Source organism: Microbacterium sp. AC132 (assembly GCF_979258525.1).
Window position 1 is genome coordinate 1,541,219 of sequence record NZ_OZ409862.1, and the last position, 16,634, is coordinate 1,557,852.

The 16,634-nt window shown below is 68.8% G+C and carries 16 protein-coding genes; 8 read left to right on the forward strand and 8 right to left on the reverse strand.

Features of this window, described 5'->3' with window-relative positions:
- Nucleotides 1-91: 91 nt before the first annotated feature.
- Both nucS and ACZZZQ_RS07210 read left to right on the forward strand, forming a co-directional pair.
- Nucleotides 92-787, forward strand: a complete 696-nt coding sequence (gene nucS / locus ACZZZQ_RS07205) for an endonuclease NucS (protein ID WP_056275812.1) — start codon at nucleotides 92-94, stop codon at nucleotides 785-787.
- A gap of 63 nt (nucleotides 788-850) precedes the next feature.
- The gene (locus tag ACZZZQ_RS07210) at nucleotides 851-1,516 is read left to right on the forward strand and encodes an HAD hydrolase-like protein (RefSeq protein WP_463507242.1); all 666 of its coding nucleotides are present in this window, start codon (nucleotides 851-853) and stop codon (nucleotides 1,514-1,516) included.
- A 117-nt stretch (nucleotides 1,517-1,633) separates the two neighbouring features.
- Here ACZZZQ_RS07210 and ACZZZQ_RS07215 read toward each other — a convergent pair whose 3' ends face one another.
- Complete coding sequence (locus ACZZZQ_RS07215) at nucleotides 1,634-1,840, reverse strand: cold-shock protein (protein WP_042540947.1); 207 nt, start codon at nucleotides 1,838-1,840, stop codon at nucleotides 1,634-1,636.
- Nucleotides 1,841-2,381: 541 nt separating this feature from the next.
- On the opposite strand from ACZZZQ_RS07215, the gene ACZZZQ_RS07220 reads away from it, so the two are divergent.
- Nucleotides 2,382-3,200, forward strand: a complete 819-nt coding sequence (locus ACZZZQ_RS07220; RefSeq protein WP_463507243.1) for a shikimate 5-dehydrogenase — start codon at nucleotides 2,382-2,384, stop codon at nucleotides 3,198-3,200.
- Between the two features lie 30 nt (nucleotides 3,201-3,230).
- Here ACZZZQ_RS07220 and ACZZZQ_RS07225 read toward each other — a convergent pair whose 3' ends face one another.
- Complete coding sequence (locus ACZZZQ_RS07225; RefSeq protein WP_463507244.1) at nucleotides 3,231-4,064, reverse strand: aldo/keto reductase; 834 nt, start codon at nucleotides 4,062-4,064, stop codon at nucleotides 3,231-3,233.
- Between the two features lie 35 nt (nucleotides 4,065-4,099).
- The gene (locus tag ACZZZQ_RS07230) at nucleotides 4,100-5,287 is read right to left on the reverse strand and encodes an MFS transporter (protein ID WP_463507245.1); all 1,188 of its coding nucleotides are present in this window, start codon (nucleotides 5,285-5,287) and stop codon (nucleotides 4,100-4,102) included.
- 114 nt (nucleotides 5,288-5,401) lie between these two features.
- On the opposite strand from ACZZZQ_RS07230, the gene ACZZZQ_RS07235 reads away from it, so the two are divergent.
- Nucleotides 5,402-5,851, forward strand: coding sequence for a MarR family winged helix-turn-helix transcriptional regulator (locus ACZZZQ_RS07235; RefSeq protein WP_285363587.1), 450 nt, complete (start codon nucleotides 5,402-5,404; stop codon nucleotides 5,849-5,851).
- Nucleotides 5,852-5,866: 15 nt separating this feature from the next.
- Here ACZZZQ_RS07235 and ACZZZQ_RS07240 read toward each other — a convergent pair whose 3' ends face one another.
- The 4 genes from ACZZZQ_RS07240 to ACZZZQ_RS07255 form a co-directional block, all read right to left on the reverse strand.
- Nucleotides 5,867-8,212, reverse strand: coding sequence for an FdhF/YdeP family oxidoreductase (locus tag ACZZZQ_RS07240; protein WP_463507246.1), 2,346 nt, complete (start codon nucleotides 8,210-8,212; stop codon nucleotides 5,867-5,869).
- A complete protein-coding gene (gene fdhD, locus ACZZZQ_RS07245; protein WP_463507247.1) occupies nucleotides 8,202-9,086 on the reverse strand; it encodes a formate dehydrogenase accessory sulfurtransferase FdhD in 885 nt (294 codons plus the stop codon). Before fdhD ends, ACZZZQ_RS07240 begins: the two co-directional genes overlap by 11 nt.
- A gap of 66 nt (nucleotides 9,087-9,152) precedes the next feature.
- Complete coding sequence (locus tag ACZZZQ_RS07250) at nucleotides 9,153-9,833, reverse strand: ABC transporter ATP-binding protein (RefSeq protein WP_187249133.1); 681 nt, start codon at nucleotides 9,831-9,833, stop codon at nucleotides 9,153-9,155.
- Nucleotides 9,830-10,900 carry an FtsX-like permease family protein gene (locus ACZZZQ_RS07255; protein WP_463507248.1) on the reverse strand — a complete coding sequence of 357 codons (1,071 nt, stop codon included), beginning with the start codon at nucleotides 10,898-10,900 and terminating at the stop codon, nucleotides 9,830-9,832. Before ACZZZQ_RS07255 ends, ACZZZQ_RS07250 begins: the two co-directional genes overlap by 4 nt.
- Before the next feature lie 163 nt (nucleotides 10,901-11,063).
- Between ACZZZQ_RS07255 and ACZZZQ_RS07260 the strand changes: the two genes are divergently transcribed.
- Both ACZZZQ_RS07260 and ACZZZQ_RS07265 read left to right on the forward strand, forming a co-directional pair.
- Entirely contained in the window at nucleotides 11,064-12,248 is a 1,185-nt protein-coding gene (locus tag ACZZZQ_RS07260) for a sensor histidine kinase (protein WP_463507249.1), read from the forward strand.
- The gene (locus ACZZZQ_RS07265) at nucleotides 12,245-12,871 is read left to right on the forward strand and encodes a response regulator transcription factor (RefSeq protein WP_230101129.1); all 627 of its coding nucleotides are present in this window, start codon (nucleotides 12,245-12,247) and stop codon (nucleotides 12,869-12,871) included. Before ACZZZQ_RS07260 ends, ACZZZQ_RS07265 begins: the two co-directional genes overlap by 4 nt.
- 55 nt (nucleotides 12,872-12,926) lie before the next feature.
- Here the strand turns inward: ACZZZQ_RS07265 and ACZZZQ_RS07270 are convergent, their stop codons facing one another.
- Nucleotides 12,927-13,898: a LacI family DNA-binding transcriptional regulator gene (locus tag ACZZZQ_RS07270; protein ID WP_053098288.1), complete on the reverse strand. Its 972-nt coding sequence runs from the start codon at nucleotides 13,896-13,898 to the stop codon at nucleotides 12,927-12,929.
- 152 nt (nucleotides 13,899-14,050) lie between these two features.
- Between ACZZZQ_RS07270 and ACZZZQ_RS07275 the strand changes: the two genes are divergently transcribed.
- Both ACZZZQ_RS07275 and ACZZZQ_RS07280 read left to right on the forward strand, forming a co-directional pair.
- On the forward strand, nucleotides 14,051-15,583 hold the full coding sequence (locus ACZZZQ_RS07275; RefSeq protein ID WP_463507250.1) for a mannitol dehydrogenase family protein: 1,533 nt from the start codon (nucleotides 14,051-14,053) through the stop codon (nucleotides 15,581-15,583).
- Nucleotides 15,580-16,584: an L-idonate 5-dehydrogenase gene (locus ACZZZQ_RS07280; RefSeq protein ID WP_053098286.1), complete on the forward strand. Its 1,005-nt coding sequence runs from the start codon at nucleotides 15,580-15,582 to the stop codon at nucleotides 16,582-16,584. The genes ACZZZQ_RS07275 and ACZZZQ_RS07280 overlap by 4 nt, the downstream gene beginning before the upstream one ends.
- The last annotated feature ends 50 nt before the right edge of the window (nucleotides 16,585-16,634 follow it).

Consider the following 16,634-nt stretch of genomic DNA (forward strand, 5'->3'; position numbering starts at 1 on the left):
CGACGGGAGTCGATCCGCCGCAGATGTGGAAACTTCGGCCCTGATGCTGACATCAGCAGAACGAGTCGACCCGACGAAGTAGGCTCGACGGGTGCGTCTCGTCATCGCCCGCTGCTCCGTGGACTACACGGGCCGCCTCAATGCCCACCTCCCGCTCGCCACGCGTCTGCTCGTGCACAAGGGAGACGGGAGTCTGCTCGTGCACTCCGACGGCGGCAGCTACAAGCCGCTGAACTGGATGAGCCCGCCGTGCTCCCTCGCGGCCGAGGAACCCGGCGAGGAGGAATCCATCGCCGGCGTCACGGAGGTGTGGCGCGTGACGCACAAGAAGACCGGCGACGCGCTCCGGGTGCAGATCTACGAGATCCTGCACGACACCAACCACGACCTCGGCGTCGACCCCGGTCTGCAGAAGGACGGCGTCGAAGCCGATCTGCAGCGCCTGCTCGCCGAGCAGGTCGAGCGCATCTCCGACGGCGCGACCCTGGTGCGCCGCGAGTACCCGACCGCGATCGGTCCCGTCGACCTGCTCGTGAGGGATGCCGCCGGCGCGGCGATCGCTGTCGAGATCAAGCGGCGCGGAGACATCGACGGCGTCGAGCAGCTCACCCGCTATCTCGAGCTGCTGGGCCGCGACCCGCACCTCGCGCCGGTGCAGGGCGTCTTCGCCGCGCAGGAGATCAAGCCGCAGGCGCGGGTGCTCGCCGAGGACCGCGGCATCCGCTGCCTCGTGCTCGACTACGACGACATGAAGGGCATCGAGTCCGGCATCCCCCGCCTGTTCTGAGGCCACCTGCACAGATGTCCACCGCGGTCGGTCGCGTCGTGCACTGCCCATAGGCTGGAAGGTATGGCTTCTTCCCCCTATTCGTGCGTGCTCTGGGACGTCGACGGCACGATCGCCGACGCGTCGGTCGGCATCCTGCGCCGTCTGAACGTCGCCCTCACGCACTTCGGTCACCCTGCTCCCACGCGTGAACAGCTCGTGCACTGGATCGGGCCGCCCATGTTCGAGTCGTTTCAGGCGCAGGCGGCGATGACCCCCGAGCAGGCGACCGAGGCGGTCACCTTCTATCGGACACTCGGCAAGGCCGACGGATACACGACCGATGTCGCGACCTACCCGGGCGTGCCCGAGATCATCCGCGATCTGCACGCGGCAGGGGTGTCTCAGGCGACCGCCAGCTCGAAGCCCGAGATCCAGGTCGATGCGATCGTCGACTTCTTCGAACTGCGCCCGTACTTCCTGACGACGGTCGGTGCGACGCCCGACGAGGCGACGCTCGCCTCGAAGACCGACATCGTCGCCGAGGCGCTGCGCCGTCTGGCCGAGCGCGGGGCAGACATCTCACGCCCAGTGCTGGTCGGCGATCGCCACCACGACGTCGAGGGCGGCAACGCCAACGGTGTGCCGGTGATCTTCGTCGAGTGGGGCTTCAGCGACACGCACGAAGGCGATGAGGCCGCGTTCCGCGCCGCATCGGCCGACGAACTGCGCGCGCTGCTGCTGCACTGACCTCGGCTGACCGGGGGCCCACTCGGCCGGGGTAATCCGGCCGGAAAGCACAGAACTCCCCGCCGGGGGTCGCAACGAGTGCAGACCTCCGGTCGGGGAGTTCAATGACGTCCGCTCTCAGAGCGGACGGATGTTCTCAGCCTGCAGGCCCTTGGGGCCCTGCGCCACGTCGAACTCGACTCGCTGGTTCTCTTCAAGAGAGCGGTAGCCGGATGACTCGATGGCGGAGTAGTGCGCGAAAACGTCAGCGCCGCCGTCGTCGGGGGAGATGAAGCCGAAGCCCTTCTCCGAGTTGAACCACTTAACCGTGCCCTGGGTGCTCATGTACTGCCTGTTCTGCTGGAAAGAAGCCGACGCAGGATGCCCCGACGTGCTCCACGCTAGTGGAGCACGCGCTGAGCGGAAGTCCTGATGTCAGCCCGTAACCCAAATGTTGCATGAGCGGTCGTCCGCGGTCACATGACAGGGCAGATGGAGACCCTCAGAAAATGGTGTGGCCCTCACCGCGGGGGGAGCGATGAGGGCCGAAGACGACCGGAGGGTGCGTCAGATTCCAGCCTAACCCCTCGCGCCTGCTTTTGTCCCCCATTTGGGGGACAGATTAGAAATTTGTGCGATGGAGACAAACGACAGCGGCCCTCTCGAGCAGTCCGTTGGGGACAGAACTACTCGAGAGGGCCCAATCGCATGCACGGATCGCCTTTGCCTCTGGGGAAGGCAGCCCGTCTCTGGGGAAGACGGAGACGATCAATCCCCTGTGCATGCACCTTCACCATAGGGGAGTCCGTTCGATCCCGCCAAGGGGGTTGACGATCGTCGTCATCGGTGGCAATGACGGGACGGACTGCGCGAGTAGCCTGGTGCGGTGACCATGCTGAACAAGGACATGACCCTGTGCATCTCGCTGTCTGCACGCCCGAGCAACAACGGCACGCGATTCCACAACTTCCTCTACGAGGAGCTGGGCCTGAACTGGATCTACAAGGCCTTCGCCCCGACCGACCTCGGCCAGGCGATCGCCGGCGTGCGCGGTCTCGGCATCCGCGGGTGCGCGATCTCGATGCCGTTCAAGGAAGACGTCATCGCGCTCGTCGACCGCATGGACCCTTCGGCGACGGCTATCGACTCGGTGAACACGATCGTGAACGATGACGGGGTGCTCACCGCATACAACACGGACTACAGCGCGATCGCCCAGCTGATCGAGCGCAACTCGCTCGACCCTGCATCATCGGTGCTGCTGCGGGGCTCAGGCGGGATGGCCAAGGCCACCGCCGCCGCCTTCCGTGACGCCGGATTCAGCCGCGTCACGATCGCGGCCCGCAACGAAGAGCGCGGTCGAGGGCTGGCCGATCTCTACGGCTTCGCCTGGACGGCGGATGCGGATGCCGCCAACGCCGACATCATCGTGAACATCACGCCGATCGGCATGGCGGGAGGCGCGGACGAGCACGCGCTGTCGTTCACCGAGGAGCAGATCGCGGCGGCATCCGTCGTGTTCGACGTCGTCGCCCTGCCGGCGGAGACGCCTCTGATCTCCGCCGGGCGCGCGGCCGGGAAGACCGTCATCACGGGCGCCGAGGTGGCGACCCTGCAGGCCCTCGAGCAGTTCGTGCTGTACACCGGCATCCGCCCCTCCACCGCTCAGGTGCAGGCGGCCGAGGAGTTCATGCGGGCGCAGTGACCCCTGCGCCCGCAATTCGCCCCGAGGACCTCAGCCGTTGAACGCGGCGGGGTGGGGGCCGGTGCGACCGTCGCGCTCGAGGCGGTCGACCGCGGCCAGCTCGTCGTCGGCGAGCTCGAACCCGAACACGTCGAGGTTCTCGGCGATGCGAGCGGGGGTCACCGACTTGGGGATCACGATGCGTCCCTGCTGCAGGTGCCAACGCAGCACGATCTGGGCCGGCGTCCGCTCGTGCCGCTCGGCGATCTCGACGACCGAGCGATCGGAGAGCACGGCGCCCTGGGCGAGCGGGCTCCATGCTTCGGTGAGGATCCCCCGCTGAGCGTTCGCCTCGGCGACCGCTCGGTTCTGCAGCGCCGGGTGGAGCTCGACCTGGTTGACGGCGGGCACGACGCCACCCTCGGAGGCGATGCGCGCGAGGTGCTCGGGTTCGAAGTTCGAGACGCCGATGGCTCGTACGCGCCCGTCCGCGTAGAGACTCTCAAGCGCACGCCAGGTCTCGGGGTACGTCGCCAGAGCAGGCGTCGGCCAGTGGATCAGGTACAGGTCGAGGTGATCGAGGCCGAGCCGTTCGAGGGACGCGTCGTATGCGCGCAGGGCGGCGTCGTATCCGTGGTCGGAGATCCATACCTTGGACGTCACGAACAGCTCGTCGCGAGGGATGCCCGACTCGGCGATCGCACGCCCGACGCCGGCCTCGTTGCCGTAGATCGCCGCGGTGTCGATGCTGCGGTACCCGGCGTCGAGGGCGGCAGCGACGGCGGCCGTGGTCTCGGCATCCGGTACCTGGAACACCCCGTATCCGAGCTGCGGCATCTCGATGCCGTTGTTCAGGGTGAGTGTGGGGACGGTGGGAGCGTTCATGCTCGTGCTTCTTTCTCTCTCTGCGAATCGGGTGGTCACGCGGCGACGGTCTGCAGCGTGCCGGTGGGGGCGGGCGACGGCTTCCTGGCTGCGACCACGGCGATCACCATGACGACCAGAGCGGATGCGGTGATCGCGGCCCCGATCCAGATCGGCGAGGTGTAGCCGAGTCCGGCGGCGATGCCGAGGCCGCCCGCCCACGCGCCGAGGGCGTTGCCCACGTTGAAGGCGCCGATGTTGGCGCCGGAGGCGAGGGTCGGTGCACCGCCGGCGTAGTGCATGATGCGGCTCTGGAGCCCCGAAACCGTGCCGAATCCGAACGCGCCCATCAGAACGAGGATCGCGATGGTCACGGGCTGCGACCAGGCGAAGAAGCCGAACAGCACGAGCACGACGACCAGAGCCGCGATGAAGATCAGCAGCGTGCCGTCGATCGAACGGTCGGCCAGGCGTCCGCCGATCCAGTTGCCCGCGACGAGCCCGGCGCCGAAGAGCACGAGCAGCCACGGCACCGTGGTGTCTGCGAAGCCCGTGACCCCGGTGAGCGTGTAGGCGATGTAGGTGAAGGCGCCGAACATGCCGCCGAAGGCGAGCGCGGTGACGATGAGCGACAGCCACACCTGTCCCGACCGGAAGGCCCGGAGCTCGCTGCGCAGACTCACCTGCTGGCCTGCTGTCTTCGGTGCCGTGACCAGCAGAGCGATGCCCGCGAAGGCGACGATGCCGATGGCGGAGATGACCCAGAACGTCGACCGCCAGCCGAACTGCTGCCCGAGAAAGGTTCCGAACGGAACACCGAACACGTTCGCCGCTGTGAGACCGGTGAACATGATCGCGATCGCCCGCGCCTTCTTCTCGGGGGCGACGAGGTCGGCGGCGACGACGGATCCGATGCCGAAGAACGCTCCATGGCACAGCGCCGCGACGATGCGTCCGATCATGGCGGTCGTGTAGTCGGGGGCGAGGGCGGTGATCGCATTACCGACGATGAACAGCACGACGAGGCCGAGCAGCACCGGTTTGCGGGGCAGACGGGTCGTTGCGGCAGTGAGGCCGAGTGCACCGACGACCACGCTGAGCGCGTAGCCCGAGATGAGCCAGCCGGCCGTGGCCTCGGTGACCCCGAAGTCCGCGGCGACGTCGGGGAGGAGCCCCATGATCACGAACTCGGTGAGTCCGATCCCGAAGGCGCCGATGGCGAGTGCGATGAGTCCGAGTGGCATGGGTGTGCTCCGTGGTCCTCTGCTAAAGTAGTTGCAGACGCGGGATATTGCGTCACGAGGGATAATCATTGCACACGCAACTATCCCGCGCAAGCAACTACTTCGGAGGTCACTGTGGGCATCTCAGACGACGCTGTCGAGATCCGGGCACGCGGCTGGCGAACGCTCGCCGCTCTGCACGGGATCATCGAGGCCGACCTCGAGAAGGCACTGGGCGCATCCGTCGGCCTGTCCGTCGTCGAGTACACGGTGCTCGACGCCCTCAGCAGACAGGACGGTTGGCACATGCGCATGCAGCAGCTCGCCCGCGCGACCGCGCTGAGCCCGAGCGCCACGACGCGTCTCGTGACACGGCTCGAAGACCGCGGGCTGCTCACCCGCATCCTCTGCGCCGACGACCGTCGGGGCATCTACACCGAGCTCACCCCGGCCGGCCTGGCGCTCTACGAGAACGCGCATCCGATCCACGACGAGACCCTCGAGCGTGCTCTCGGCGAGGCGGTCACGCAGCCCGAGCTGGCCCCCGTCGTGCACGCTCTTCAGGCAGTTACCGCCGAGGCCTGAGTCAGGCGAGCGCGCTCACGCGCTCGCGCGCGAGACCGTCACCTGGATGCTCTTCATCAGCGGCTGGTCGCTCTGGACGCTGAAGTCCTTGCGACCGATCAGCACGTTCATCTCCGGCATGTACCCGGCGGCGCTGCCGCGCGGCAGGTCGTACGGAACCGCGCGGAACGCCTTCAGCATCCGCGTCGAACCGTCTTTCGACGTCGACACGATGTCGACCGGATCGCCCTCGACGAGGCCGCGATCGCGCATGTCGTCCTCATGCAGGAAGACGAGCTCGCGCAGGTTCTTGACGCCTCGGTACCGGTCGTCGTTGGAGTAGATCGTGGTGTTCCACTGGTCGTGCGAGCGCACCGTCTGCAGCACGAGGGTGTCGGCGGACTCGGGGATGACGTCCGGCAGTGGAGCCAGGGAGAATTCGGCACAGCCCGACGGCGTCTCGAACACGCGGTCCCTGGCGGGCTGCGGAATGCGGAACCCGTGCCGGTCGCGGATCAGGTCGTTGAAGCCCTCGAACCCCGGCAGCACCTTCGCCATCACATCGCGGATGTTGTCGTAGTCGCCGACGTACCAATCCCAGGGCGTCGCCGTGTGCGGCAGGGTCGCCTTCGCGATGCCGGCGATGATCGCCGGCTCCGACCTCAGATAGGCGGATGCCGGCTGCTTGCGTCCCCTCGAGAGGTGCACCATGCTCATCGCATCCTCGACGGTGACGCCCTGCGGGCCCTGCGCCTGCTGGTCACGCTCGGTGCGGCCGAGACACGGCAGGATCAGGGCCTTCTCGCCATGCACGAGATGGCTGCGGTTCAGCTTCGTGCTCACCTGCACCGTCAGGCGGCACTTCTCGAGCCCCTGCGCGGTGAACGGGGTGTCGGGCGCAGCGAGCACGAAGTTGCCGCCCATGCCGACGAACACCTTCACGCGCCGGTCATGCATCGCCTCGATCGTGCGGACGGTGTCGAGCCCCGGATGCCGCGGCGGCTCGATGCGACAGACCTCGGCGAGGCGGTCGAGCCACGCCTCCGTCGGCCGGTGATCGATGCCGCACGTGCGGTTTCCCTGCACATTGCTGTGTCCGCGGATCGGCGACGGGCCGGCCCCCTTGCGGCCGATGTTGCCGCGCAGGAGCAGCAGATTGACGATCTCGCGCACCGTGTCGACGCCGTGCTCGTGCTGACTCACGCCGAGGCACCAGCTGATGATCGTGCGCTCCGAGGCCAGATAGACCGCAGCGGCGGCGCGGATCTGCTCTTCCGTGAGGCCGGACTGAACGACGAGAGCTGCCCAGCTCGTGGCGTCGACCAGTGCGCGGTACTCGTCGATGCCGTTCGTCAGAGTGCTGAGGAATTCGCTGTCCAGCACCGACGGGTCGGTGGCGGAGGCTTCGAAGACGACCTTCGACATGCCGCGGATCAGCGCCAGATCGCCCCCCGGGCGCACCTGCAGGTTCATGGTGCTCGTGTCCGTCGCCGCGAAGCGCGCCATGTCGACGAAGTCGTGCGGCACGATCGTCCGGGTCGCCCCGGCCTCGACGAGCGGGTTGACGTGCACGACCTGCGCGCCGCGCTTCACGGCATCCGAGAGCGCGGTGAGCATGCGGGGAGCATTGGATGCCGCGTTCACGCCCAGCACGAAGAGGGCGTCGCAGTCGTCCCAGTCGTGCATGTCGACAGTGCCCTTGCCGGTCGCGATCGACGCCTTGAGCGCGCGTCCGGAGGCCTCGTGGCACATGTTCGAGCAGTCGGGCAGGTTGTTGGTGCCGTACTCGCGCACCATCAGCTGATACAGGAAGGTCGCCTCGTTGCTCAGACGCCCCGAGGTATAGAACGCGGCCTCGTCGGGACTGTCGAGCGCCTGCAGCTCGTCGCCGACGAGCGCGAAGGCGTCGTCCCACGAGATCGGCACGTAGTGATCGGTGGCGGCGTCGTAGACCATCGGCTCGGTGAGACGACCCTGGTCCTCCAGGTCGAAATCGGGCCACGTCGCGAGCTCGGTGACCGAATGCTCGTCGAAGAACCGGCGGTCGACGCGCTTGCGCGTCATCTCCCACGTGACGTGCTTGATGCCGTTCTCGCAGATGTCGAGCTTCAGATTGCCCGGGTCGTCCGGCCACGCGCATCCGGGGCAGTCGTAGCCCGACACGGGGTGGTTCATCTGCAGCATCGCGAGCGGTCCGGCGATGGGCTCTCGCTGATCCAGCACCACCCGCCCCACCGACACGGCGGCTCCCCACCCGGCGGCCGGATGCCGGTACGGCTTGCGCGACCACGGTCGATCGGTGCGAGGGCCGTATCCGCCCTGACGCGGCTCGGCGGGCATCAGCCCGAACGCGGTGCCGATGGGTCCCTGGCTATCGAGCATGGCGTGCCCCTTCTTCGGCGTGCGCAGACGGTGCGAGCCCGTCGAGGCGCACCCGATGCGCGTGCGAATAGATGTTCATCGAACGCCCTCGGACGAACCCGATGAGCGTCACCCCGGCCTCCTCGGCGAGCTCGGCGGCGAGAGACGAGGGGGCCGAGACGGCACTGAGCAGGGGGATGCCGGCCATCGCGGCCTTCTGCACCAGTTCGAAGCTCGCCCTGCCCGAGACCTGGAGGATCTGCCGACGCAGGGGAAGCCGGTCGTTCAGCAGCGCCCACCCCACCACCTTGTCGACGGCGTTGTGACGCCCGACGTCTTCGCGCAGCACGAGCAGCTCGCCCGAGTCGGCGTCGAACAGCGCGGCGGCGTGCAGACCACCGGTCTTGTCGAACGCCGCCTGCTCGGCGCGCAGCCGATCAGGGAACGACGCGATCTGCTCGGCCCCGACCTGGACATCGTCGACGGACACCGGATGCCGCGACACCGTGCGGACGGCGTCGATGCTGGCCTTGCCGCAGACCCCGCAGGAGCTGGTCGTGTAGAAGCGCCGAGCGGCCTCGGGGTCAGGAAGCGCGACGCCGTGAGCGAGGCCGATGTCGAGCACGTTGTAGGTGTTCTCCTGTCCACCGGTGCCGGGGCCACCGCAGTGGATCGCCGAATGGAAGTCTTCGGCCTGGGCGATGATCCCCTCGGACATGAGGAACCCCGCCGCGAGCTCGACGTCATGCCCCGGAGTGCGCATCGTGATGGCGAGCGGCGAGCCTGCGACCCGGATCTCCAGGGGCTCCTCGACGGCGAGCGTGTCGGCACGCCGAGCGGCTCCCTCCCCGAGAGTGAGCTTCAGTATCGGTCTCCGCGTCGTGATCCGCCCCACACGAGCGAGCGTACTCCGCGGTCACAGAATCGCCTCATACCCATCTCACCCGGTCACCGGGTCCGCCTACCGCGTGACGCGACCGTCCACGAGGTGCAGCACCCCGTGCATGCGCGGCAGGTGCACGAGGTCATGGGTGACGAGCAGCGTCGACGTGTTGCGCTCATCGGTGAGTCGGAGGATGAGGTCGATGATCTTCGCTCCGCGCTCCTGGTCGAGAGCGCTGGTGGGCTCGTCGACCAGGAGCACGCTCGGATCGTTCATGAGCGCTCGCGCGATGTTGACCCGCTGACGCTGTCCGCCGGAGAGCTGGTGCGGCCTCTTGTGACCGTGCTCGGCGAGGCCGACCGCGGCGAGCAGCTCATCCGCACGGGATGCCGCGGCGGCGCGATCGCGGCGGCGGCTGCGCGGCGCACCGAGCTCGTTCATGACGCTCAGCTGCTCTCGGGCCGTCAGAGAGGGGATGAGGTTGGGCTGCTGGAAGACGATCCCGATCCGGTCCCGCCGCAGACGCGTCGCCTCGGCCGGACTGAGCGCCGTGACGTCGTTCCCGTCGATGAGGATCTCGCCGGAGTCCGGACGCAGGAGGGTGCCGGCGACGGCGAGCAGACTGGACTTTCCCGAGCCGCTGGGCCCTGTGATGCCGGTGACGGTTCCGGGGTGAGCCGTGAGTGAGACACCGTCCACGGCGGTCACCCGCGAGTCACCGTCGGGGAAGGTCAGAGTGATGTCGTTCAGGCGGATCATCGGTTGCTCCCGAGGGCGGTGAGAGGGTCGGCGGAGGTGACGGAGCGCAGGGCGAAGGCGGCGCCTGCGAGGCCGAGGGCGATCATGATGCCGCCCGGAAGGATAGTCGTGACAGGACTCAGCAGGAACGGGAGGGCGGTGCCCGCGAGCAGGCCGAGCGCGGTGACCAGGCTCAGCCCGATGCCGATGCCCGCCAGCAGGACGATCAGCGCCTGCCCCAACGCGTCTCGGATCAGGGAGCGCGTGCTCGCGCCGAGCGCTTTGAGGACGGCGACATCGCCCTTGCGCTGCATCGTCCAGACGGTGAAGAACGCCCCGATGACGAGTCCCGAGATGCCGAACAGCATGCCGACCATGAGCAGGAGCGATCCGATCTCGGAGCGGAAGGCGCTCAGCGCGGTCAGGGATCCGAGGGTCGTCTCGGAGATCGTGTCGTTCGCCGCATCCGCGGCATCCCAGTCGGGGGCGCCCGTGACAGCGAGGACCGTGGCGTAGGCGCCGGGGTTTCCGGTGGATGCCGAGTACGCCTGCCAATCCTGCAGGGTCATCTGCACGACCGGGGTGTGGCTGTACCAGGCATCTCCCTCGATCGACTCGACGTCGTAGGAGACGCCCGCGATCTCGATCTGCTCGCCGACCTTCGCGGCGAGCGCGTCCGCCGCGGGCACCGACAGGCGCAGCCGTCCGTTCTCGGAGGGGGCGGCAGCGTCGAAGCCGGGCTCGACACCGAACACCGCGATCGCGGCCCGGGTGTCGTCCGTCTCGGCGCGGGTCTGACTGATGCCGAGGGGGCGCTCGTCGGTCACCCCTGCCGTCTGCGCCCAGTCGTTCGCCTGCTGCTCGGTGATGGCGGAGTCCGCGAAACTGGCCGCACCGTCGCCGCCCGAGGGTGCGGAGAACACGATGCGGTCTGCGGGGAGCGCGAGCACGCCCGAGACGTTCTGGATGGCGAGGCCCCCCGTCAGTCCGCTGAGGAACCCGACGAGCAGGGTGATGAGGGCGACGACGGAGCCGATGAGGATGAATCGCCCCTTGGCGAAGCGGAGATCGCGTAACGCGACGAACATTGTGGTGCCTTTCCTGTCTCCGATGCGGTGACCATTCCACTTTCGCCGTCGGCCCATTCGACGTCATCGGCCACTCGACGAGCCTTTCGCACCCGGAGTGAGGACGCCTCGATCGTCCTTTCGGACGATGCCGCGGTGCGCTCGTCGGCGTAGAGTTCGAGCCATGGCGCATACCGCTCTGACCCCGGTGTTCGTGGGTCTGCGGACCGGTCTCCACGTCCTCTTCTTCGCCCTGACGGGGGTCGTCATCGCGCGGGCCGTGCTCGACCCGTCGGAGTCGAGCGCGTCCGCGATCGTCCTGGCGCTGATCGTCGGCGCGACGTATGCGTCGGGTGTGCTGCTCGCTCGTCTCTCCCGCGGACGACGGCTGACGTCACTGATCTGGCTCGCCCTGCTCTCGGCGGAGTGGTTGGGCCTGCTGTGGGTGAGCGCCGACGCCGCCTACCTCGTGTTCCCCCTGTTCTTCCTGTTCCTGCACCTTCTGGGGCGCTGGGCGGGATCGGCGGCGATACTGACCGCGACGATCGTCGCCGTCTGCGCCCTCGGCATCCACAGCGGGTGGAGCGTCGGCGGCGTGGTCGGCCCGTTCGTCGGCGCCGGCGTCGCCCTCCTGATCGGCCTCGGCTACCAGGCCCTCGCGAGAGAGGCCCAGCAGCGCGAGGCTCTGGTCAGCGAACTGCTGGCGACCCGCGGACAGCTCGCCGCGCGCGAACACGAGTCGGGGGTCCTCGCGGAGCGCGCCCGGCTCGCCCGCGAGATCCACGACACACTCGCGCAGGGACTCTCCAGCATCCAGATGCTGCTGCACGCCGCGGAACGCGCCGATGACACCCGACCGGGCATCGAGCACATCCGGCTCGCGCGCGAGACGGCCGCCGCGAACCTCGTCGAGGCTCGGCGATTCATCCGTGAGCTGACCCCACCCCAGCTCGACGACCAGACCCTCGGCGGGGCGCTGCGCCGACTGGCGCGAACGCAGTGGGCGACGCAGGGACTCGATGTCCAGGTGCGGGTGTCCGACGCTGTCGTGCTGCCCATGCACCTGCAGACGGCGCTGCTGCGCATCACGCAGGGAGCCATCGCCAACGTCATCCAGCACGCTCGCGCGACGACGGCGACGGTCACCATCGGCATCGAGAACGACCACCTGCGCTTCACGGTCGAAGATGACGGAGACGGATTCGACGCGGAGCTCCCTGCGCCGGGGACCGCTGAGAAGTCCGACTCGTTCGGTCTGCGCGCCACCGCCGAGCGAGTGGAGCAGCTCGGGGGAAGCCTCGTGATCGACACGGCATCCGGGCGGGGAACGACGCTCACCGTCGACCTCCCCCTCACGGAGTTCGTATGATCCGCCTCGTGATCGCCGACGACCACCCCATCGTCCGAGCCGGTCTCCATGCCCTGTTCAGCCTGGAACCGGATCTCGAGGTGGTCGCGGAGGCGGCCACGCCCGATGAAGCGGTCGCCTGCGCGGAGCGCGAGAACCCCGACGTGGTGTTGATGGACCTCCAGTTCGGCTCTCAGACGGCGACCACGGGTGTGGATGCGACGCGACGCATCCGGGCGCTCGAAGCGCCGCCCTACGTGCTCGTGCTCACGAACTACGACTCGGATGCCGACATCCTCGGCGCCGTCGAGGCCGGTGCGAGCGGCTATCTGCTGAAAGACGCCCCGCCGCACGAGCTGACCGCCGCCGTGCGCGCGGCGGCCGCCGGAGAGAGTGCTCTCGCGCCCGTGATCGCCTCGCGATTGCTCGACCGGATGCGTGCACCCCGAGTCAGTCTCAGCAGCCGTGAGATCGAGGTGCTCGAGCGCGTCGCCGCCGGCCGGTCGAACAGCGAGGTCGCCGACGAGCTCTTCGTCAGCGAGACGACCGTGAAATCGCATCTCGCGCACATCTTCTCGAAGCTCGATGTCACCTCACGCACCGCCGCGGTCTCGGAGGCGCGCCGGAAGGGGATCCTCCGCTGACACGGGCCGCACTCCGCGGTACTCACCTGTCGGACACGGTGCGACGGTGGGCGACTCAGCGGGAGTCGTCAAGCGGCGGAGCGGTCGAGGCGCGCACGATCAGCTGCGACCCGAGGGTCACGACGTCGTCGATCGCGGTGCCGTTCATCGCCTGAAGGAGCAGGTCGACGGCGAGCGCGCCACTGCGTTCGATCGGCATCCGCACCGTCGTGAGCGCCGGGGTGACCGCACCCGCGAGGTCGATGTCATCGATGCCGACGATGCTGATGTCCGCGGGGCACCGCTTGCCCAGCTCGAGCAATCCGGCCTCGAGTCCCAGGGCGACGAGGTCGTTGTAGGCGATGACGGCCGTGGCGCCGCTCGCCGCCGCCGGTGCGGCTGCGGCCCGTCCGCCCTGAATGGACGCGGCATGGTGGCTGAGCCCGGTGAGACGGATGCCGTGGCGCTCGCACGCTCGCGCGACGGTGTCGGCGCGGCGCACATCGGCCCATGATCCGCGCGGACCGGCGGCGTAGGCGATGTGCGTGTGCCCGAGGGCGGCGAGGTGCTCGATCGCCTGCGCAGGTCCGTGCTCGGTGTCCATGAGCACGCACGGCGCGCCGTCGATCTGCCGGTTGACCACGACGTAGGGGGTGTCTCCGACGAGGTCGAGCACGTCGGCGTCGGGCAGACGGGGTGAGCACAGCAGCATGCCGTCGAGCTTTCGGGCCTGCTCGATCTGCTCGCGTTCGCGGCGCAGGTCCTCGTCGGCGTCGAAGAGCACGATGCGGTGGCGTCCGTGCCATGCCTGCCCCTGGATCGCCTTGAGCAGAGTGGCGTAGACGGGGTTCGCGACGTCGGGCACGACGACCCCGAAGGTGCGCGTGGCGGTGGCCGACTGCGACGCCGCGTAACCGAGCTCCCCCGCCGCTTCGAGCACGCGGCCGAGGGTGTTCGGGGCGAGGCGATCGGGCTCCCCGAAAGCACGCGATGCGGTCGCGATGGACACGCCTGCGCGTCGTGCCACATCCGTCAGCGTCGCTGCCATGTCGTTCTCCCGCCCTCGCAGGCAATCCTACGATCCTCCACCTCGATGTAAAACTGCTTGACAAGTTTGTACAAACACTGCACACTGATTTGCATGACGATCAACGCCGATCACCCTCAGCGGTGCGCGGCCCCGAGCGAAGGAGCCACCGCGTGAGCATCCCAGCACCGGCCCTGCGCCGCACGACCTCTGCCGCCGCATCCCCGCTGGTCGCCCCGACGGCCCCGGGCATCCTGCACCTCGGCCTCGGCAGCTTCCACCGGGCACACCAGGCCGTCTACACGGCAGCCGCGCTGCAGTCCGCGGGCGGCGACTGGGGCATCGTCGGTGTCGCCTCGCGTTCGCGCACCATCGTCGACGCGATGCACGCTCAGGACATGCTCTACACGGTCGCGACGATCGCCCCGGGCACCACGTCACTCACCATCCCCGGTGTGCACGCCGACGCCTTCGTCGGCGCCGAGCAGCCCGAGCGCGTCGTCGCACAGATCGCCGACCCCGGCATCCGCATCGTGACCCTCACCGTCACCGAGAACGGCTACAGCTACTCCCCCGCCACGCAGCATCTCGACCTCGACGACGACACCGTGCGCTCCGACCTCCGGGGCGGCGCCGCCCGCTCGACCATCGGCCAGCTCGCCCGTGGCCTGCAGGCCCGTGCCGCAGCCGGTGGAGCGCCGATCTCGATCCTCAGCTGCGACAACCTCTCGGCCAACGGCGCCCACACCGAGAAGCTCGTCCGAGAGTTCCTGCACGAGCTGCCCGGATCCGAAGGCGCCGACACCCTCGCCTTCCTCGACCGCGCCGTGTCGTTCCCCTCGAGCATGGTCGATCGCATCGTGCCCGCGACCACCTCCGAGCTGCGCACCCGCGTCGACACCCTGCTCGGCGCCCGCGACGACATCCCGGTGCCTGCCGAGCCGTTCACGATGTGGGCGATCGAAGACCGCTTCGCCGGCGGACGCCCCGCCTGGGAGGCCGGCGGTGCCGTGTTCACCGACGAGGTCGGACGCTACGAGCAGATGAAGGTGCGCCTGCTCAACGGCACGCACTCACTGATCGCCTACCTCGGCGCGCTCAGCGGAGTGGGGACGATCCCCGAGGCCATCGGGCTTGACGGCATCGAGAGCGCGGCGCGCGCCGTGCTGCGTGACGAGTACGAGCCCTCGATCGAGGTTCCGTCCGGCGTCGACATCCGCGCCTACGAGAGCGAGCTGTTCGAGCGCTGGGCCAACAGCGCCCTGGGTCACCGCACCAGCCAGGTCGGTACGGACGGCTCTGTGAAGCTGCGACAGCGCATCCCGGAGCCCGCGCTGCGGGCGCTGCGGCTCGGCGAGATGCCCCACCTGATCGCCCTCACGGTCGCCGGATACCTGTCGTGCATCGCCCCGCTTCCCGGATTCGACCCGGGCCTGCACGCCGCCGCGATGACCGACGGCGCCCGAGAGCGTCTCGCCTGCTATGCGGCGAGCGCCCGCACGGGTCGGGAGCTGGCACAGCGCGTGATCGGCGAACTGCACCTGTTCGGTGATGGACTCGGATCACAGGATGCGTTCATCGCGCGCGTCGGCGAGCTCGTCGACACGATCCAGCGACGCGGCGTCGACGCCGCGATCACCGACGCCGTCTCGGCATCCCAGACCACCACACCATCACTCACCCGCGCAGAGGAGTTGCAGCCATGAAGGCTCTCGCCATCCACGGCAAGGAAGACATCCGCTGGGAGGACCGCGAGGTCCCGACCCCCGGCGACGGCGAGGTCCGCCTCCGCGTGAACTTCGTCGGCATCTGCGGCTCCGACCTGCACTACTACTTCCACGGAGCGAACGGCGAGTACACGATCCGCGAGCCGCTCACCCCCGGCCATGAGCTGTCGGGTGTCGTCGACCTGGACCCTTCCGGCCGCCTGGAACCCGGCACCCCCGTCACCGTGCACCCCGCGCGCTACGGCGCCGAGGTCCCCGGGCTCGAAGGCCACCCGCATCTGCGTCCCGGCGGCGACTACTTCGGCAGCGCCGCCGCGAACCCCCACCGCCAGGGCGGGGCATCCGAGCTGCTGATCGTCGAAGACCACATGCTGCGCGTGCTCCCCGCATCCCTTCCGCTCGAGCGCGCAGCCCTCGCCGAGCCGCTGGCCGTGGCGATCCACGCCGTGAGCCTCGCCGGAGACATCACCGGCAAGCGGGTGCTGGTGATCGGCGCGGGACCCATCGGACTCCTCGTCGTCGCTGCGGCACTCCACGCGGGCGCCGCGGTGGTCGGCGCGAGCGACGTGCGTGAAGAGCCTCTCGACCGCGCGACGTCCCTCGGCGCGACCGAGGTATCGCTCGTCGGTCGCGACACCATCGAGAACGAGTCCTACGACATCGTGTTCGAATGCTCCGGCGTCGGAGTGGCCCTCACCCAGGCGGTGCGCGCGGCCCGCCGCGTCGGCACCATCGTGCAGGTCGGGATGCTGCCGAACGCCGACATCGGAGTCAACCTCGCGCCGATGCTCGCCAAGGAGCTCACCATCCGCGGCGCCTTCCGCTTCTCGACCGAGATCGACGACGCGGTCGCGCTGCTGGCCGAGTCCGACGCCCTCGACTCCGTCATCTCGCACGTCCTCCCGGCATCCGACGCCGTCCAGGCCTTCGAACTCGCTCGCGACTCGTCCGCCTCGGCGAAGGTCCTGCTGGCCCTCTAGCAACACCCTCCGCGCTCCCCGCGCACCCCACCCGATCCTGGTCCGAAGGA

What these genes read in the sequence shown, in the direction of transcription:
- ACZZZQ_RS07210 (WP_463507242.1), top strand. Translation starts at nt 851, where the DNA reads ATGGCTTCTTCCCCCTATTCGTGCGTGCTCTGGGACGTCGACGGCACG.
- ACZZZQ_RS07215 (WP_042540947.1), bottom strand. Translation starts at nt 1,840, where the DNA reads ATGAGCACCCAGGGCACGGTTAAGTGGTTCAACTCGGAGAAGGGCTTC.
- ACZZZQ_RS07225 (WP_463507244.1), bottom strand. Translation starts at nt 4,064, where the DNA reads ATGAACGCTCCCACCGTCCCCACACTCACCCTGAACAACGGCATCGAG.
- ACZZZQ_RS07230 (WP_463507245.1), bottom strand. Translation starts at nt 5,287, where the DNA reads ATGCCACTCGGACTCATCGCACTCGCCATCGGCGCCTTCGGGATCGGA.
- ACZZZQ_RS07240 (WP_463507246.1), bottom strand. Translation starts at nt 8,212, where the DNA reads ATGCTCGATAGCCAGGGACCCATCGGCACCGCGTTCGGGCTGATGCCC.
- ACZZZQ_RS07250 (WP_187249133.1), bottom strand. Translation starts at nt 9,833, where the DNA reads ATGATCCGCCTGAACGACATCACTCTGACCTTCCCCGACGGTGACTCG.
- ACZZZQ_RS07255 (WP_463507248.1), bottom strand. Translation starts at nt 10,900, where the DNA reads ATGTTCGTCGCGTTACGCGATCTCCGCTTCGCCAAGGGGCGATTCATC.
- ACZZZQ_RS07260 (WP_463507249.1), top strand. Translation starts at nt 11,064, where the DNA reads ATGGCGCATACCGCTCTGACCCCGGTGTTCGTGGGTCTGCGGACCGGT.
- ACZZZQ_RS07265 (WP_230101129.1), top strand. Translation starts at nt 12,245, where the DNA reads ATGATCCGCCTCGTGATCGCCGACGACCACCCCATCGTCCGAGCCGGT.
- ACZZZQ_RS07270 (WP_053098288.1), bottom strand. Translation starts at nt 13,898, where the DNA reads ATGGCAGCGACGCTGACGGATGTGGCACGACGCGCAGGCGTGTCCATC.
- ACZZZQ_RS07280 (WP_053098286.1), top strand. Translation starts at nt 15,580, where the DNA reads ATGAAGGCTCTCGCCATCCACGGCAAGGAAGACATCCGCTGGGAGGAC.